General features: G+C 63.8%; 14 protein-coding genes. All 14 read right to left on the bottom strand.

Going from position 1 to position 16,338, the window contains the following annotated elements:
- Positions 1-10 precede the first annotated feature (10 nt).
- The 14 genes from ACVJNE_RS07950 to ACVJNE_RS07885 all read right to left on the bottom strand — a co-directional run bounded on the left by ACVJNE_RS07950 (position 11) and on the right by ACVJNE_RS07885 (position 16,324).
- A complete protein-coding gene (locus ACVJNE_RS07950; protein ID WP_499564477.1) occupies positions 11-1,489 on the bottom strand; it encodes a mannitol dehydrogenase family protein in 1,479 nt (492 codons plus the stop codon).
- 1 nt (position 1,490) lies between these two features.
- Positions 1,491-2,264: an L-iditol 2-dehydrogenase gene (locus tag ACVJNE_RS07945; RefSeq protein WP_499564475.1), complete on the bottom strand. Its 774-nt coding sequence runs from the start codon at positions 2,262-2,264 to the stop codon at positions 1,491-1,493.
- Positions 2,264-3,262 carry an ABC transporter ATP-binding protein gene (locus ACVJNE_RS07940; protein ID WP_499564473.1) on the bottom strand — a complete coding sequence of 333 codons (999 nt, stop codon included), beginning with the start codon at positions 3,260-3,262 and terminating at the stop codon, positions 2,264-2,266. The genes ACVJNE_RS07945 and ACVJNE_RS07940 overlap by 1 nt, the downstream gene beginning before the upstream one ends.
- A 17-nt stretch (positions 3,263-3,279) precedes the next feature.
- Positions 3,280-4,104: a carbohydrate ABC transporter permease gene (locus ACVJNE_RS07935; protein WP_173188324.1), complete on the bottom strand. Its 825-nt coding sequence runs from the start codon at positions 4,102-4,104 to the stop codon at positions 3,280-3,282.
- A 12-nt stretch (positions 4,105-4,116) separates the two neighbouring features.
- The gene (locus ACVJNE_RS07930) at positions 4,117-4,989 is read right to left on the bottom strand and encodes a carbohydrate ABC transporter permease (RefSeq protein ID WP_368801540.1); all 873 of its coding nucleotides are present in this window, start codon (positions 4,987-4,989) and stop codon (positions 4,117-4,119) included.
- 249 nt (positions 4,990-5,238) lie between these two features.
- Entirely contained in the window at positions 5,239-6,549 is a 1,311-nt protein-coding gene (locus tag ACVJNE_RS07925; RefSeq protein ID WP_499564470.1) for an ABC transporter substrate-binding protein, read from the bottom strand.
- 142 nt (positions 6,550-6,691) lie between these two features.
- Complete coding sequence (gcvA, locus tag ACVJNE_RS07920; protein ID WP_499564468.1) at positions 6,692-7,588, bottom strand: transcriptional regulator GcvA; 897 nt, start codon at positions 7,586-7,588, stop codon at positions 6,692-6,694.
- Between the two features lie 298 nt (positions 7,589-7,886).
- Positions 7,887-8,843 (bottom strand): sugar-binding transcriptional regulator, encoded by a 957-nt coding sequence (locus tag ACVJNE_RS07915; RefSeq protein WP_499564466.1) that lies wholly within the window; start codon positions 8,841-8,843, stop codon positions 7,887-7,889.
- Between the two features lie 112 nt (positions 8,844-8,955).
- Positions 8,956-9,390 carry a universal stress protein gene (locus tag ACVJNE_RS07910; protein ID WP_421928087.1) on the bottom strand — a complete coding sequence of 145 codons (435 nt, stop codon included), beginning with the start codon at positions 9,388-9,390 and terminating at the stop codon, positions 8,956-8,958.
- 12 nt (positions 9,391-9,402) lie between these two features.
- Positions 9,403-12,075 (bottom strand): TRAP transporter permease, encoded by a 2,673-nt coding sequence (locus ACVJNE_RS07905; protein WP_499564464.1) that lies wholly within the window; start codon positions 12,073-12,075, stop codon positions 9,403-9,405.
- A 91-nt stretch (positions 12,076-12,166) separates the two neighbouring features.
- The gene (locus tag ACVJNE_RS07900) at positions 12,167-13,147 is read right to left on the bottom strand and encodes a TAXI family TRAP transporter solute-binding subunit (RefSeq protein ID WP_499564462.1); all 981 of its coding nucleotides are present in this window, start codon (positions 13,145-13,147) and stop codon (positions 12,167-12,169) included.
- Positions 13,148-13,236: 89 nt separating this feature from the next.
- Positions 13,237-14,088 carry a beta-keto acid cleavage family enzyme gene (locus ACVJNE_RS07895; RefSeq protein WP_499564460.1) on the bottom strand — a complete coding sequence of 284 codons (852 nt, stop codon included), beginning with the start codon at positions 14,086-14,088 and terminating at the stop codon, positions 13,237-13,239.
- A complete protein-coding gene (locus tag ACVJNE_RS07890) occupies positions 14,088-15,440 on the bottom strand; it encodes an aspartate aminotransferase family protein (protein ID WP_499564458.1) in 1,353 nt (450 codons plus the stop codon). Before ACVJNE_RS07890 ends, ACVJNE_RS07895 begins: the two co-directional genes overlap by 1 nt.
- Positions 15,437-16,324 carry a MurR/RpiR family transcriptional regulator gene (locus tag ACVJNE_RS07885; protein WP_499564456.1) on the bottom strand — a complete coding sequence of 296 codons (888 nt, stop codon included), beginning with the start codon at positions 16,322-16,324 and terminating at the stop codon, positions 15,437-15,439. Before ACVJNE_RS07885 ends, ACVJNE_RS07890 begins: the two co-directional genes overlap by 4 nt.
- Positions 16,325-16,338 lie beyond the last annotated feature (14 nt).

Below are 16,338 nucleotides of genomic sequence, written 5' to 3'. Positions count from 1 at the left end.
GCAAGGCCGGTCAGAGCTTCCCGGCGAGATAGGATTTCAATGCGCCACTCGCCCCCTGCTCCCACACGGCATTGAGGTTGCGGGAAAAAGCGTCCGCGAAGGCGGGCACATTGCTCATATCGCCGAAAATGTCGGAAAGCGCCAGAAAGGCCTGCGGCGACTGCCGGGCCTGAAGGGCCGCCTGTTTGAGGCGCTCCGCACTCGCGTCATTCGGCTCGATGGTCCGGCCGGAGTCACTGGTCCCCGTGCAGTAGCGGCACCACAGCGCCGAGACCAGGGACAGGCCGGTCACGCCTCCGCCAGCCTTCAACCGGTCGGCAGCCGACGGCAGGATGAATTTCGGTTGGCGATTCGAACCATCCTGACACAGACGCGCAATGGTGTCGCCGATCTTGGGGTTGGCGAAACGCCGCTCTATCAACGCCAGATAATCCTCGAGCTTGGTATCCGGCACCGGCGGCACGACCGGGATGATCTCCTCCCGCTCGAGCTTTTCAAGGAAGCCGCGGATCAGCGGTTCCTCCATCGCCTCGTGCACGAAATGAATGTCCATCAATGCCGCCGGATAGGCGATTGCCGCATGGCCGCCATTGAGCATGCGGATTTTCATCAGTTCCCACGGCGCGACATCGTCGACAAGCGTCACGCCGACCTCTTCCAGCGGAGGCCGGCCGGCCGAAAACCTGTCCTCCAGCACCCATTGCCGAAACGGTTCGCAGAAAACGGGCCAGGCGTCGGTGACACCGAATTCGCGCGCGAGGATCTCGCGCTCTCGGTCGCTGGTGGCCGGCGTGATGCGATCGACCATGGCATTGGGGAATGCAACGTTCTCCTTCACCCATTGCGCCAAGTCCGGATCGACCAGCGCGGCAAGTCCGGCGACCGCGTCTTCGGTGACGTGGCCATTGCCCGGGATGTTGTCGCACGACATGACGGTGAACGGCGCGAGGCCGGCCGCCCGCCTCCTCATCAGGCCGGCAACGATCATGCCGAACACCGTACGCGGTGAGGCAATGTCGCGCGCATCGGCAACGATGACCGGGTGAGCCGCGTCAAACCGCCCCGACGCGGGATCGATGAAGTAGCCACCCTCGGTTATGGTGAGCGACACGATCCGGATCGCCGGGTCGGCCAGCCGCTCAATTGTCGTCACCGCGTCGCCAGGCTCGACAAAGTCGATCATCGCGCCGGTTACCCGTGCGCTCATGTGTCCGGCATCCTGCTCGACCAGGGTCGACAGGAAATCCTGCGCGGCAAGCTTCTGCCTGCCCGTCCGCTCCGCTTCCAGCACGCCGGCACCCACGATCGCCCAGTCGTGCCCGCGTCCGGCGTTGAAAAGATCGTCCAGATAGGCGACCTGATGCGCACGATGAAAATTGCCGACACCGAAATGCAGAATGCCCGGTGAAAGCGCCTCGCGCTGATATTGCGGGCGCGCGACGCCTTCTGGCAGGCTGCCGAGCGTGGAGAGGGAAAGTGTCGTTGCCATCTCAGCTCATCCAGTTGCCGCCGTCGACATTGTAGGTCTGGGCGACCACGTAGTCGGCTTCCTTCGTCGCCAGAAAGATCGCCATTCCGACGAGATCCTGCGCGGTGCCCATGCGGCCATAGGGAACGGCCGCGCCGACCTGCTTCTTCTTTTCGCCCGGAGCCAAACCTTCATGCTTCGCAAACAGGGAGTCGACATGCTCCCAGTGCTCGCCTTCCACGACGCCTGGCGCGATCGCGTTGACGTTGATGCCGTGCCGAATGAGATCGAGGCCCGCGGATTGGGTGAGCGAGATGATCGCGGCCTTGCTGGCGCAATAGACGCCGACCAACGCCTCGCCGCGACGCCCTGCCTGGCTGGCCATGTTGATGATCTTGCCGCCCTTGCCGCGCGCTTTCATCGACCGGGCCACCGCCTGCATTGTGAACAGGGCGCCGGCGACATTGACGGCGAACAGGCGATCGTAGCTCTCGCGGGTGATATCGACGATCGGCGCCATGTCGAACAGGGCGGCATTGTTGACGAGAATGTCGATGCCGCCGGCATGTTCCTCGGCAGCCTTGACCGCCTCATCGATCGAGCTTTGGCGGGTCACATCGAGCTGGAGCGCGTAGGCAGCGTCGCCGATCTGGCGCGCGGTCTCGCTGGCCCTGTCAAGATCGATGTCTGCGATGGCGACCGTCGCGCCCTCGCCGGCATAGGCTTCGGCGAAGGCGCGGCCGATGCCACGCGCCGCGCCCGTGATCAATGCCGATTTGCCGGCCAGACGCCCCATCAGATCGCGTTCCCGTCCGCATCGAAACGGTGAATCTTCGTTGGCTCTGGCGTAAGCCAGACCGCATCGCCATGGTGCACGGTGAACTCGCCATCCGCGCGCGCCGTGACCTGGCCGACGCCTTCGACCTGGATGTGCAGGAACGTGTCCGAACCCAGATGCTCGGCGACGCCGACCACCCCTTTCCAGGCACCCTCGGTGGTCGAGAGCCTGATATGTTCGGGCCGCACGCCGATGGTCGCCGCGTTGTGCCTGGCAGCTTCTTCGCCGGTGACGAAGTTCATGCGCGGCGATCCGATAAACCCTGCCACGAAGAGATTGCGGGGCGAACGATAGAGGTCGAGGGGCGAGCCGACCTGCTCGATGTTGCCGGCATTCAGCACCACGATCTTGTCGGCCATCGTCATCGCCTCGACCTGATCGTGCGTGACATAGATCATGGTCGTCTTGAGCTGCTGGTGCAGCTCGCTGATTTCCAGCCGCATCGTCCCGCGCAGGGCGGCGTCCAGGTTGGACAGCGGCTCGTCGAACAGGAAGGCCGAGGGCTGGCGCACGATGGCGCGACCGATGGCGACACGCTGGCGCTGGCCCCCTGAAAGCTGCCCCGGGCGCCGTTCGAGATAGGCGGTGAGGTTCAGCGTCTGGGCCGCTGCTCGCACCTTGGCGTCGATGGTTTCCTTGTCGGCCTTCGCCATCTTCAGGGGGAAGGCGATGTTGTTGTAGACGCTCATATGCGGATAGAGCGCATAGGACTGGAAAACCATCGCCAGGCCGCGCTTGGCGGGTGCCTCGCCCGTCATGTCGGCGCCGTCGATCAGGATGGTGCCGGAGGTGGTGTCTTCCAGACCCGCGATCAGCCGCAGCAGCGTGGACTTGCCACACCCCGACGGGCCGACGAAGACGACGAACTCGCCGTCCGAAATTTCAAGGTCGATGTCGGGGATGATGACTGTCGCCCCGAAAGCCTTGTGCACGTTCTTGAGCGTGATGTTGCCCATGGCTTCCTCCCGAAACCTTATTTGACGGCGCCGAAGGTGAGCCCGCGCACGAGCTGGCGCTGCGAGAACCAACCCATGATGAGGATCGGCGCGATGGCGAGCGTGGACGCTGCCGAAAGCTTGGCCCAGAAGAGGCCCTGAGGGCTGGAGAAAGAGGCGATGAACGCCGTCAGCGGGGCTGCGTTCGCTGCCGAAAGACGGATCGACCAGAACGCCTCGTTCCAGGCGAGAATGATGTTGAGCAGCATGGTGGACGCGATGCCTGGCACCGCCATCGGCGTCAGCACATAGACGATCTCGCCCATCAGCGTCGCGCCATCCATGCGCGCGGCCTCGAGAATCTCGCCGGGGATTTCGCGGAAGTAGGTGTAGAGCATCCACACCACGATCGGCAGGTTGATGAGCGTGAGGACGACTGTCAGGCCGATCCTCGTATCGAGCAGGCCGGTATCGCGGAAGATGAGGAACATCGGCACAAGGACGCCGACGGCCGGCATCATCTTGGTCGAAAGCATCCACATGAGGATGTCCTTGGTCCGACGCGTCGGCGAGAATGCCATCGACCATGCGGCCGGGATGGCGATCAGCAGCGCGATCAATGTCGAGCCCAGCGAGATGATCACCGAATTCAGGAACGGCTTGAAATAGTCGCGCTGGGTCTGGACCTCGACATAGTTCTCGAAGGTGCCGGAGGGGATGAGGCTGATGCCGGCGATCGCCTCGGGCTCGGTCTTCAGCGAGGTGACGACCATGTAGAAGATGGGAAAGAAGATCACCAGGGCGACCACCCAGGCGGCTGCCGTGGCGATCCATTTGCGGCGTGTGGAGACTGCGCGTGCCATATCGTCTCTCCCTTACCTGTCGAGGTTGCGGCCGACGGCGCGCATCAGGAAGATGGCGACGATGTTGGCGAGGACGACCGCGATCACGCCTCCGGCCGATGCGCCGCCGACGTCGTAGGACAGAAGCGCCGTGCGGTAGATCAGGAAGGCGAGGTTTGTCGTGGCATAGCCGGGGCCGCCATTGGTGGTGACGAGAATCTCGGCATAAACGGCGAGCAGGAAGATCGTCTGGATCAGGATCACAACCGTGATCGCCCGCGCCAGGTGCGGCAGGGTCAGATACCAGAAGCGGTTGGCGAAGTTGGCGCCGTCCATTTCGGCCGCCTCCTTCTGCTCCTCGTCGAGCGACTGCAGGGCCGTCAGCAGGATCAGGGTCGCGAACGGCAGCCATTGCCACGCAACGATGATGATGACCGACGTGAGCGGATACTGAGCGAACCAGTCGACGGGCTGGAGACCGAGGAAGCGCGAGACATCCGCCAGCACCCCGTAGCCGGGGTGCATGATCATGTTCTTCCAGATGAGCGCCGCGACCGGCGGCATCACGAAGAAGGGTGAGATGACGAGGATACGCACGATGCCCTGGCCGAAGATCGGCTGGTCGAGCAGAAGCGCCAAAGCGATGCCGCCGACGATGGTGATGAACAGCACCCCGACGACAATGAACAGCGTGTTGATGATCGCCTGATAGAAGGCCGGATCCGTATAGAAATAGACGTAGTTGAAGAAGCCGGCGAAGCCGCGCATGGCGGGGTTCAGCATGTTGTAGTTCTGGAACGAGTACCAGATCGTCATGGACAGCGGCACGATCATCCAGATCAGCAGCAGAACGACGGCGGGGGCCATCATCAGGCGGGCAAGCGTTCTGGTTTGTCGCGTAGCCATGGCAGGGGTCCCTTGCTGGGTTCCTGTTCCGTATCGTCCGGCGAGATTTGCCGGAAAGTGCGTCCTTCGATGCTCGCTGCGCTTGCACCTCAGGATGAGGGAGGTAGTTTGATCGAGCCAACCGCTTGTGGACTGATGCACGTCAGTCCTCAAACTGAAGTGCGAGCGCAGCGAGCATCGAAGGACGCATGATCTTCCGAAAGGGCGGCCGCCCGGCCGAAGCCGGACGGCCAGGCTTCGGGAGGAAGCCTATTTGATGTAGCCGGAGCGGGTCATCTCGCGGGTGGCGACATTCTGTGCCTGCGCCAGCGCGTCATCGACGGACATCTGACCGGCGAGAGCCGCCGAGAAAAGCTGGCCGACCGTCGTGCCGAGCCCCTGGAATTCCGGGATCGCGACGAACTGGCCACCTGTGTAGGGCACCGGCTTCACCGACGGATTGGTGATGTCGGCAGCGTTCATGGCAGCAAGGGTTGGCTCCGCGAAGGGCGCGGCTTCCTTGTACGCCTCGTTCTCATAGAGCGAGGTGCGGGTTCCGGGCGGAACGTTGGCCCAGCCCTCCTTCTCCGCAACCAGCTCGGTATAGGCCTTGTTCGTCGCCCAGGCGATGAAGGTCTGCGCGGCGTCGGCCTTGGTCGAGCTCGCCGGCACCGCCAGGTTCCAGGACCATAGCCAGTGACCGTGATTGCCGTTGCCGGTATCCGGGAAGATCGCATAGCCGACCTTGTCGGCCACGGTGGAATCTTCCGGATTTGAGACGAAGGATGCCGCGACCGTCGCGTCCATCCACATGGCGCACTTGCCCTGCTGGAAGAGCGTCAGGTTCTCGTTGAAACCGTTGGACGAGGCGCCCGACGGGCCGGCATCGTTCATCAGGTCGACATAGAACTGGAAGGCATTCTTCCACTCCGGCTGATCGAACTGGGGCTGCCAGTTCTCGTCGAACCAGCGGCCGCCATAGGAGTTCACCATGGCGGTGATGAAAGCCATGTTCTCGCCCCAGCCGGCCTTGCCACGCAGGCAGATGCCGTTCACGTCGGGGTTGTCCGCCTTGATCTTGCGGGCAGCCTCTCCGATGAATTCCCAGGTCGGCGATTCCGGCATTTCAAGACCGGAACCCTCGAACAGGTCGGTGCGGTACATGATCATCGCCGACTCGCCGTAGAACGGCGCGGCATAGAGCTTGCCATCCACGGACAGGCCGCCACGGATGGCGGGCAGCAGGTCGTCGACGTCGTAATCGTCGCCAAGACCGTTGAGTTCGAGCAGCCAGCCCTGCTTGGCCCAGATCGGCACTTCGTAGTTGCCGATGGTCATCACGTCATACTGGCCGCCGCTGGCGGCGATGTCGGTGGTGACGCGCTCGCGCAGAACGTTCTCCTCCAGCGTCACCCACTGCAGCTCAATGTCCGGATGCTTGGCCGTGAAGTCCTCGGCGAGCCGCTGCATGCGGATCATGTCGCCGTTGTTGACAGTTGCGATGGTGATCGTCTCGGCCAGCGCGGAGCCCGACAGGGCGACGACGGAGCATGCGCCGAGCAGCGCAGATCTCAGTTTCATGGATATCCTCCCTAGAACCATGATGAGCAATTGCTAGTTTGTTGGGCAAATATTCAGTTTAGCTTGCCGAAAGTCAAGCCGGATTCGATGCTGCGGCGCAGCATCGAATCTCAGGCGACGGACACCTCGATGCGGGGTTGCCTCAATCCGATTGTGACGCCGCAGCCTCTGCCAGGATCCACGATCGGAAGGCGCTGATCTTCGGCAGGTTGCGGCGCCCCTGCGGATAGACCAGCCAGAAAGACGCCTTGTCCTCCCACAGGAGATCGAAAGGCTGAATGAGGCGGCCCGAAGCGAGTTCGCTCGTGAAGAAAAAGGGAGTCAGGATTGCGACGCCCTGACCCGCGATCGCCGCGCGCGCCTCGTTGGCCTGCGAGCCCATCTCGTTCTGTGGACGGCCCTTCAGTCCCTCCGGAGAGACGCCCGCGGCCGTCAGCCACTGCGACCACCAAGGATCGGTTGGGGTCAGGATCGGCAGGCGCAGAAGATCGGCAGGTTCGTTGATGCCGCCGATCGAGGCTGCAAGCTCCGGACTGAGCATCGGGGTGAAAATCGTCGGCAGCAGCGGATGAGCAAGAAGGCCGGGCCAGTTGCCGGTGCCGACACGGATCGCAACATCCACATCTTCCCGGCTGAAGTCGACGTAGCGCGGCGACGTTTCCAGCCGAACCGCGATCGACGGATTGGCAAGCTGGAACAGACCCAGCCTCGGCGCCAGCCAGTTGGTCGCGAGCGTGGGCACGGTGCTGATCGTCAGCTTGCCCGCAACATTGTCACGCATCGTGCCGAAGGCTGCGGAGAGAATGTCGAGCGCCTGCGTCGATGCTGCGGCGAGACGAAGCCCCGTCTCCGTCAGCTCGACCTGACGGGGCCGCCGCAGGAAGAGCGGCGCCCCAACGCGCTCTTCAAGCGCCTTGACCTGATAGCTCACCGCCGCCTGCGTCATGCCGAGCTCGTCGGCAGCGCGTGTGAAGCTGCCGTGACGCGCCGCCGCCTCGAAAACGCGCACGGCAGAAAGTGGCGGCAGGTTACGATACATAAGTAGTCCTTATGTCCGATGATCGACGTTTTGTTGGATTTTAGCGCCTTTTGGGACGATCTGAAACACTGACGCATAAGCAGGCTTTCAGGAAAGCGGCCCCCTCATGGTTACAATAGAATCCCCGATGCGACATCCCGAGCGCACAAGGTCAAACTGGGCAGGCCTGGTGCATGCCATTCTGTCGCGATTGACGCGCAAGAAGACGAGAAGGGTAGAAATCCGCCATCTGACGGAACACATGCAAAGGGACATCGGCCTGATAGACAGCCACGATCCGCGAAGACGAATCTAGCCGCTACATGGCGAGCAGGGCAACCGCCGTGCGCTCGTCGGTAATCAGGCCGTTGACGAGGCGACCGCTGACGGCGGCGAAGATGCCTGGCAGCTTGCGTTCGCCCATGGCGAGCGCGATGACCTCGGACGAATCCCGCGAGGGGATCGGTGTCGAGGCCACGCGGTCGTTGATGACATCCTCCACCGGTCTGCCCTTGCTGTCGAACGCCCAGCCGACGATCTCGGCGACTGCGCCGGCCTTACGCAACGCCTCGAGCTCGTCCTTGGAGATAAAACCGTCCTGGTAGAGCGGCGCCTCCGGCCCGAGATCGCCAACGCCGACAAAGGTAACGTCGGCCTGGGCGGCGAGTGTCATCGTCGCGCGGATGAGTTCCTGACCGTGCAGCAAGGCGCGCTCTTCCGGCGACGAGGCGATGACCGGCAGAGGCATCGGGAAAGAGCGCGACTTAACCTTATCGGCCATTGTGAAGACGACATTGTAGAAAGCAGCCGAACCGTCCGGCGCGATATTTCCGGTCAGCGACACGACCTTGTGCTGCTGGCATTCCATCGCAGGCAGCTTTTCGATGGCGGCCTTCAGCGTGCGCCCGGTGCCGAGCGCCATCACGATCGGCTGCTGTGAAGACAGCCGCCTCTCGATCTCGGCGGAAGCGGCTTCCGCGACGCCAAGCGTTGTCGAAGCCGATCCGGGGTCGCTGGGCACGACCTCCACAAGATCAAGCCCAAACCGCTCGCGCAACCGGGAGGCCAGTTCGAGGCAGTTCGCAATCGGATGGTCGATGCGTACCTTCACCAGCCCTTCGGAAACCGCCAGCGATACAAGGCGTTGCGCAGACTGGCGCGAGACGCCGAGCTTGGTCGCAATCTGGTCCTGCGTGTTGCCAGCAACATAGTAGAGCCAGCCGGCTCGGGCCGCATCGTCGAGCCTGGATGATGTGGTATCGCGAACTGTGCTCATGGGTACCTGTGCAGGACCGGCGAGAAACAAATGATCGCCGCGCCGCAGCGATCAACTCTGGCCGCGCAGGCACGCGCAGTCAATCCGTGCCTTTCGGCTGCTCCCCGTATGGTCAATCGTTATCGCGGACGACCAATACCGATGTTTTTGAATGGCGCACGACGCGGGCAGCGTTCGGACCGATCAGGTAGTCCTCAGGCCCCTCTCGTCCCGCGGCGAGCACGATCAGATCGGCCTTAACCACACCGGCATAGTGCAGGATCTGGCGATAGATCGAGCCGTGACCGACGATATGGCGATGCTTGACCTCGGCCGGCACGTGCTTGCCGGTGAACTCGTGCAATGCCTTGTTGGCGTGGTCAATCGCCTCCTGTTCGTGCCCCTTGGGGAAGAAACCGCCAACGATGGAAAGGCCGTAGTCGGGCACCACCGTCATCACATGCAGCGTCGCGCCGAAGAGCCTTGCATAATCGACGGCGGTGCCAATTGTCCGCGTTTCGTTTTCGGCGTCACCGAGATCGACCGAGACCAGGATGTTCTTGTACATGATCGCACCTCCCTACGCGGCCTTCGGATTGCCGAACAGCGTGCCGCCGCGGCGGCGCTGGGTGAAGACGACGAGGCCGAACAGCAGCAGCGCGGGTATGTAGAAGATCTCACGCGGCATCCGCTCGGCGGTAACCTCGATGGCGGTGACCTCGACCGGCCGGTCTGGGTCGTAGAAATCCAGGTTGGACAGGGTGCGGCCGGCGAGGCTGTTCATGTCCAGCGGCTCTTCGAGAATTGCCTTGTCATCCTGGACGGTGACGTTCATGCCCATCGCACGCTCGAAACGGGCTTCGCCGCTCTCGCCCTGCGCGCCGAGATCGAACGCCATGGTGCGCTCGACGAGCCGGTCGGGATTGTCGAAATCGGGGCCGGTGATGACCAGCCGTGCCTGCGCGCCGTCCGGCTCGCCTTGAATCACCTCGAACAGGCGCACGGGCTCCACCTGTTCGTAGGGCGGCTGCACGAGATCTAGGAAGAAGCCGGGCCGCAGCAGCATGAAGGTGACGAGCAGGAGGGCGGCCGATTCCCACAGCCGCGAGCGCGCCATGAAGAAGCCTTGCGTCGCAGCCGCAAAGATCAGCATCGACACCGTGGCCAGGATCGTGATCCAGATCGCTCCCACCCAGCCAACGTCGATCAGTAGAAGATCAGTGTTGAAGACGAAGATGAACGGCAACAGCACCGTGCGCAGCGAATAGAAGAACGCGGTGAAGCCCGTCTTGATGGGATCACCACCGGAAACCGCCGCCGCCGCGAAGGAGGCAAGCCCCACCGGTGGTGTGACGTCGGCCATGATGCCGAAATAGAAGACGAACATGTGGGCCGCGATCAGCGGGATGAGGACGCCGTTGGCGGCGCCCAGCTCCACGATCACCGGCGCCATCAGCGAGGAGACGACGATGTAATTCGCCGTGGTCGGTAGGCCCATGCCCAGGATGAGGCTGATGATCGCGGTGAAGACGAGGATCAGGAAGATGTTGCCCCCGGAGAGGAATTCGACGAACTCCGCCATCACCTGTCCGATGCCGGTCAGGGTGACCGTGCCGACGATGATGCCGGCGGCGGCCGTTGCGCAGGCGATGCCGATCATGTTGCGCGCACCGGAAATCATGCCGACGATGAGATCGTCGAAGCCTTCGCGCATCGCGGCGCTGGTCTCAGCGCTTTGCATGCCCCTGAACATGGCCTTCAACGGCTTCTGGGTGAGCATGATGATGATCAGCAGCACCACCGCATAAAACGCCGACAGCCCCGGCGAACGGCGCTCGATCATCAGGAACCAGACAAGCACGAACAGCGGCAGCAGATAATGCAGCCCCGTCTTGATGACCTCGGATGCGATCGGCAGCTCCACCACGGGCGCATTGGGATCGTCGAGTTCAAGATCTGGCTGCTTGGCGGCATACCAGATCAGCAACACATAGGCCGCCAGCAGGGCAAGGAGCAGCACCGGCGCGGAAATTGCCGGCAGAAGCCATTTCACCATGTTGATCGCGTTGTAGATCGCGCCTGCCAGGATGACGATCGACAGGGTCACCAGGCCCGCACGCAGCAGCGCGATCCTGGCCGGGTGCTGCACCCGCTTGGGCAGCGAGGGCATGTCGTTCTTCACCGCCTCGAGATGCACGAGGTAGAGCAGAGCGATGTAAGAGACCACCGCCGGCAGGAAAGCGTGCTTGATGACCTGCAGGTAGGAAATGCCGACATATTCGACCATCAGGAACGCGGCCGCGCCCATGACCGGTGGCATGATCTGACCGTTGACCGAGCTTGCGACTTCGACCGACCCGGCCTTTTCGGCGGAAAAGCCCACGCGCTTCATCAGCGGGATCGTGAAGGTGCCGGTCGTCACCACGTTGGCGATCGAGGAGCCCGAGATAAGGCCGGTCATCATCGAGGCCAGCACGGCGGCCTTGGCAGGGCCGCCCTTCAGGTGTCCCAGCAGCGCGAAAGCGAGCTTGATGAAGAAGTTGCCGGCGCCTGCTCGGTCGAGCATCGAGCCGAACAGCACGAACAGGAAAACAAAGGCCGTCGAAACGCCCAGCGCAACACCGAATACGCCACCCGTCGACAGCCACATCTGGTCCATGGCGCGCGCGAAGGATGCGCCACCCCAGCGGATGATGTCAGGCACGAAGGTCGACGAACCGAAGAACACATAGGCCAGGAACACCAGGGCGACGATCACCAGCGGCGGGCCGAGGGCACGTCGTGTCGCTTCGAGCAGGAGAACCATGCCGAGCCCGGCAGCAATAAGGTCCTGCGTGATCGGCAGGCCTGGGCGCTGGGCGAGGTCACGGTAGAAGATGAAGATGTAGAGCGCGCAGAACGCAGCCAGAATGCCCAGAACCCAGTCGAGTAGCGGGATTCGGTCGCGCGGACTGCTGGACAGGGCCGGAAAGGCCATGAAGGCGAGGAATACGCCGAATGCCAGATGGATGGAGCGTGTCTGCGTGTCGTTGAAGACGAGTTGCAGACCGGTCATGCGAGAAAGCATGAAGGGCAGCGGCGAGGCGATGTAAAGCTGGAACAGCGACCAGCACAGCGCAACGCCTGCGATCACCAGACCGGCCGTGCCGACCGGATTGCGCGCGCCGGTATCACTCGATGCCACGAGATCCTGAAGTTCGTCGTCGGTCATGGCCGTTGTTGCCTTGCCGGCAGTCTTCGGATCGTTCGCCATCTGGGTCCCCTCCTGACGCGCACATTGCCCTAATGGGCCATGTTGATCGAAAACGGGGCGCCCGGCAATCGGACGCCCCGAATTTCTGGTTTTACTGGAGCCAGCCCTTCTCCTTGTAGTACTTCTCAGCACCCGGATGGACCGGCGCGGAGTTACCCTGGCCGACCATGTCTTCCGGCGTCAGGTTGGCGAGCGCCGGGTGCAGGCTCTTGAAGTTGTCGAAGTCGTCGAAGACGGCCTTGACGAACTGATAGACGACCTCGTCGTCGACGGTGGCCGAAGTCACGACCGTGGCGCCGACACCGAAGGTGTTCACGTCATTGTCGGTGCCGCGATACATGCCGCCGGGGATCACAGCCTTGAAGTAGTACGGATTGTCCGTGACCAGTTTGTCGACCGCCTCACCCTCGACAGGCACGATGACGCTGTCGCAGGTGGTGGTTGCTTCCTGGATCGCGCCGGCCGGATGGCCGACCGTGTAGGCGAAGGCGTCGATGTTGTTGTCGCACAGCGCGGAGCTCTGCTCGGCAGGCGCCAGCTCGGCGGCGAGCGCGAAGTCGGCGTTGGTCCAGCCTTTCTCGGCGATCAGCAGGTCCATCAGCGCACGCTGGCCGGAGCCGGGATTGCCGATGTTGACGCGCTTGCCCTTGAGATCATCGAAGCCGGCGACGCCCGCTTCCGCGCGCGCCACGACTGTCAGCGGCTCGGCGTGAAGCGAGAACACCGAACGCAGGTCTTCATGCGCGCCGCCGTCGGCAAAGTTCGCCTCGCCGTTGAACGCGTTGTACTGCACGTCCGACTGCACGACGCCGAACTCGAGGTCGCCGCCCTTGATGGCGTTGACGTTGAACACCGAACCGCCGGTCGATTCGACCGAGCAGCGGATGCCGTGGTCGCGGCGGGTCTGGTTCATCAGGCGGCAGATCGCGCCGCCGACCGGGTAATAGACGCCGGTGACGCCGCCGGTGCCGACCGATATGAACTGCTGCTCCTGCGCAACGGCGGCGCCGGCGGCCAGCGAGCCGCCCATCGCCATCGCGAGGCCGAGGCCAATCAGGTTTCTGGATTTCATGTTTGCGTCTCCTTGCTCCTTGCACGTTCCCCTGACGGGTTGGTTGATATAACCCGGATCCCTCCGTGCGCGAGGGCCGGTTGTTCGGCTCACCCGGAGGCTGCCGAAATCTCATTGGCGGCCGATGCGGGTACTCGCCAAAGCCTGCGCAAATCCGCGGCCTTTGCAACCCCGCGCGCGCATTCTCCTGCCGCAACAACAGTCGCGGCGACAATTGCGGCGTTGTCCGGAGCCAAAGACCCGTCCGGCAGCCACAGATTGTTCTCGAAGCCGACCCGGGCATGACCTCCTGCCTGCGACGCAAGCGCCATGAATTCCGTCTCGCGCGGCCCGAAGGCGCACAGCATCCATTGATGCCGCTCGATGCCGTCGGCCAGGAACGCCTCCAGCTCGCCGCCAGTGGCGCCCTGCTGCGTGTACCGGCCGAGCACCGCGAGCACTGCGAGCGGTCCGTCCGGCAGCACGCCGCGCGCGGCAAGCGCATCCAGACGCGCCAGCTCGGCCGCCTCATAGACGATGATCTGATGCAGCGTACCGGCCTTCTCCATGCGCTCGAAAAGTGCTGCGGCCACGCGCTCGTCGCCGTTCTCCGGCAGGATTTCGCGCAACGCGATCGATACGGATTCCGGCTGCAACGCGTCGATGACGGCGACCTGCTCGTCAGGCGTGTAGCGCCCGACAGCCTCGGTGGTGACCTGCACGACCAGATCGTCCCCCACGGCCTTGCGGACGGCAGCGACTGCCTCGCGGTAAAGCGCCGCGTCCAGCGTGTGGGCGCCGGTGACGTCGCGAACATGAAGATGAATCATCGCCGCACCTGCGGCCAGGGCGTCCCCAGCGTCGCGAGCGATCTCGGCCGCCGTCATCGGCAGGCGCGGATGATCGGCTTTTGTGCGCCGCGCCCCGTTCGGCGCCACGGCAATGGCGAAAGGATGGGTCATCAGGCGGCGATTCCGGCCGCAGCGGTCGCTGCAGCAACCGCGCGCGAGAGCTTCTCGACGATCATGCCGACATGATCCTCGCCGATGATGAATGGCGGGGCCACCAGGACATGATCGCCGGCCTTGCCGTCGGCCGTTCCCCCAGCCGGATAGACCATAAGCCCCTCCTCCATCGCGGCAGCCTTGATACGCGAATGCAAGCGCAGACCGGGATCAAACGGCTTCTTCGTCTGTCGATCTTCGACCAGTTCGATGCCGATGAACAGGCCACGGCCGCGAATGTCGCCGACGAAAGGGTGTCCTTCGAACGCCGCACCCAGCCGTTCCTGCAGTTGCGCGCCCATCAGGCGGCAGTTTTCGAGCAGCCCGTCTTCCTCGATCACACGCTGGACGGCCAGAGCGCCTGCGGCCGCCGTCGCGTGGCCGATATAGGTGAAGCCGTGCTGGAACGCGCCCGAGCCGCCGGTGATCGTTTCGAAGATGCGCTCGGAGAGGATCGTCGCGCCGATGGGCTGATAGCCGGCTCCGAGCCCCTTGGCACAGGTGAGAATGTCGGGCGCGATGCCGTCCTGCTCACAACCATAAAGCGTGCCGGTACGGCCCATGCCGCTCATGACTTCGTCGAGGATGAGCAGGACTCCATAGCGGTCGCATATTTCGCGGATTCGGCGGAAGTAGCCTGGCGCCGGCGGCACGGCTCCCGCGGTCGCGCCCACGACCGTTTCGGCGATGAAGGCTATGACGGTTTCCGGTCCGAGGCGCAGGATTTCCGCCTCCAGCTCGTCAGCGGCGCGGATGCCGTATTCCTGCGGTGTCTCGTCGGGTCGGCGGTGGCGGTATTCGAAACAGGGTGCGATATGGCTGGCCGGCAGCAGGATCGGCTCGTAGATCGCGCGCCGTCCCGCATTGCCGCCCACCGAGAGCGCCGCGATGGTGTTGCCATGATAGCTCTGGCGTCGCGCGATGAAGTGCCGCCGGCCTGTCTCGCCGCGTTCAAAGAAATATTGCCGCGCGAGCTTCATGGCCGTCTCGTTTGCCTCCGAGCCACCGGAGACGAAATAGACATGGCCGAGCCCGTCCGGCGCGCGCTCGATCAGGTGTTCGGCCAGCGCTTCGGCCGGCTCGTTGGTGAAGAAGCCGGTATGCGCGTAGGGCAGGCGGTCGAGCTGCGCCTTGATCGCCTCGATCACGCGCCGCTCGTTATGGCCGAGACAGGACACGGCTGCTCCGCCGGAAGCGTCCAGGTAGCGCTTGCCCGCGCTGTCGATGACGAATGGTCCATCGCCGCCCGTTGCGACGGGCAAGTCGCGGGACGGTTCACGATGCAGGATGCGGGTGCGGTTCGCGCTCATGATTTCGGCTCTTCTGGCAGGTAGGCGGATATGGCTTCGAAAGTGGCTTCGCGGCGACGCAATGCATCCAGTGCGCCATCGCCGGCGCGCGCCAGCACCAGTATCGCCAGCGCCTGGGCGGCAGCGATCGGTCCGATGGGAGAGGCGATGTGGGCCGGGCTTTCGTTTGCCGCGACAAGCGTGACGTCGGCAAGCCGGGCAATCGGGCTCAGCGGCCCGTCGGTGATGGCGACGACGCGGACGCCCGAGTCCCGCGCATGGCGCGCAACATCGACGGTCTCGCGGCTGTAGGGCGCGACCGAGACCACCACCAGACAATCGTTCTCGCGCAGATGGTGCAGCTCGTCTAGCGGAGCGCTGCCGATGCCGGTCATCAGCCTCACATGCGGCATGAACAGCGACAGCGAATAGTGCAGGCTGAAGGCGACCGGGAAGCAGCTTCTGATGCCGGCGATTGCCACAGCGGGCGCAGCGACCAGCATGTCGGCGGCCTGGACAAGGTTCCGTCGCGCCTGCGGGGCGAGCGCGTGGCAAACGTTGTCCCGCTCGGCCGCGGCCATCGCGTCGAGCAGCAGGTCTTCTGCGCCCGGTGCCCGCGATCCGCTGATGACGCGATCGGCACGATCCGAGAACACACCCTGCCCGCCGGCGGTGAGCCACGCGCGATGATCTGCCTGAAACGCGTCCCAATTGTCGAAGTCGAGCGCCTGCATCAGACGGGTCATCGATGTCGGCGAGACGCCTGCCTGCCGCGACAGCGTTCGCAGCGAATGCAGGGCGACATCCTGCGGGTTCTCGCGGACGAAACGGGCGGCGCGACGAAGCTGCGGCGAGAACGCGCCGTAGCGGGATTCGATGCGCTGCCAGATCTCCTGAAGGCTCACGACGCTTCCGCCCT

This window comes from Mesorhizobium sp. DxT (genome assembly GCF_058448885.1).
This window is presented reverse-complemented; position numbering and strand designations above follow the sequence as displayed.

Excerpts from the sequence above, each read along its gene's own strand:
- ACVJNE_RS07950 (WP_499564477.1), bottom strand. The coding sequence starts at position 1,489 with ATGGCAACGACACTTTCCCTCTCCACGCTCGGCAGCCTGCCAGAAGGC.
- ACVJNE_RS07945 (WP_499564475.1), bottom strand. The coding sequence starts at position 2,264 with ATGGGGCGTCTGGCCGGCAAATCGGCATTGATCACGGGCGCGGCGCGT.
- ACVJNE_RS07940 (WP_499564473.1), bottom strand. The coding sequence starts at position 3,262 with ATGGGCAACATCACGCTCAAGAACGTGCACAAGGCTTTCGGGGCGACA.
- ACVJNE_RS07935 (WP_173188324.1), bottom strand. The coding sequence starts at position 4,104 with ATGGCACGCGCAGTCTCCACACGCCGCAAATGGATCGCCACGGCAGCC.
- ACVJNE_RS07930 (WP_368801540.1), bottom strand. The coding sequence starts at position 4,989 with ATGGCTACGCGACAAACCAGAACGCTTGCCCGCCTGATGATGGCCCCC.
- ACVJNE_RS07925 (WP_499564470.1), bottom strand. The coding sequence starts at position 6,549 with ATGAAACTGAGATCTGCGCTGCTCGGCGCATGCTCCGTCGTCGCCCTG.
- gcvA (WP_499564468.1), bottom strand. The coding sequence starts at position 7,588 with ATGTATCGTAACCTGCCGCCACTTTCTGCCGTGCGCGTTTTCGAGGCG.
- ACVJNE_RS07915 (WP_499564466.1), bottom strand. The coding sequence starts at position 8,843 with ATGAGCACAGTTCGCGATACCACATCATCCAGGCTCGACGATGCGGCC.
- ACVJNE_RS07910 (WP_421928087.1), bottom strand. The coding sequence starts at position 9,390 with ATGTACAAGAACATCCTGGTCTCGGTCGATCTCGGTGACGCCGAAAAC.
- ACVJNE_RS07905 (WP_499564464.1), bottom strand. The coding sequence starts at position 12,075 with ATGGCGAACGATCCGAAGACTGCCGGCAAGGCAACAACGGCCATGACC.
- ACVJNE_RS07900 (WP_499564462.1), bottom strand. The coding sequence starts at position 13,147 with ATGAAATCCAGAAACCTGATTGGCCTCGGCCTCGCGATGGCGATGGGC.
- ACVJNE_RS07895 (WP_499564460.1), bottom strand. The coding sequence starts at position 14,088 with ATGACCCATCCTTTCGCCATTGCCGTGGCGCCGAACGGGGCGCGGCGC.
- ACVJNE_RS07890 (WP_499564458.1), bottom strand. The coding sequence starts at position 15,440 with ATGAGCGCGAACCGCACCCGCATCCTGCATCGTGAACCGTCCCGCGAC.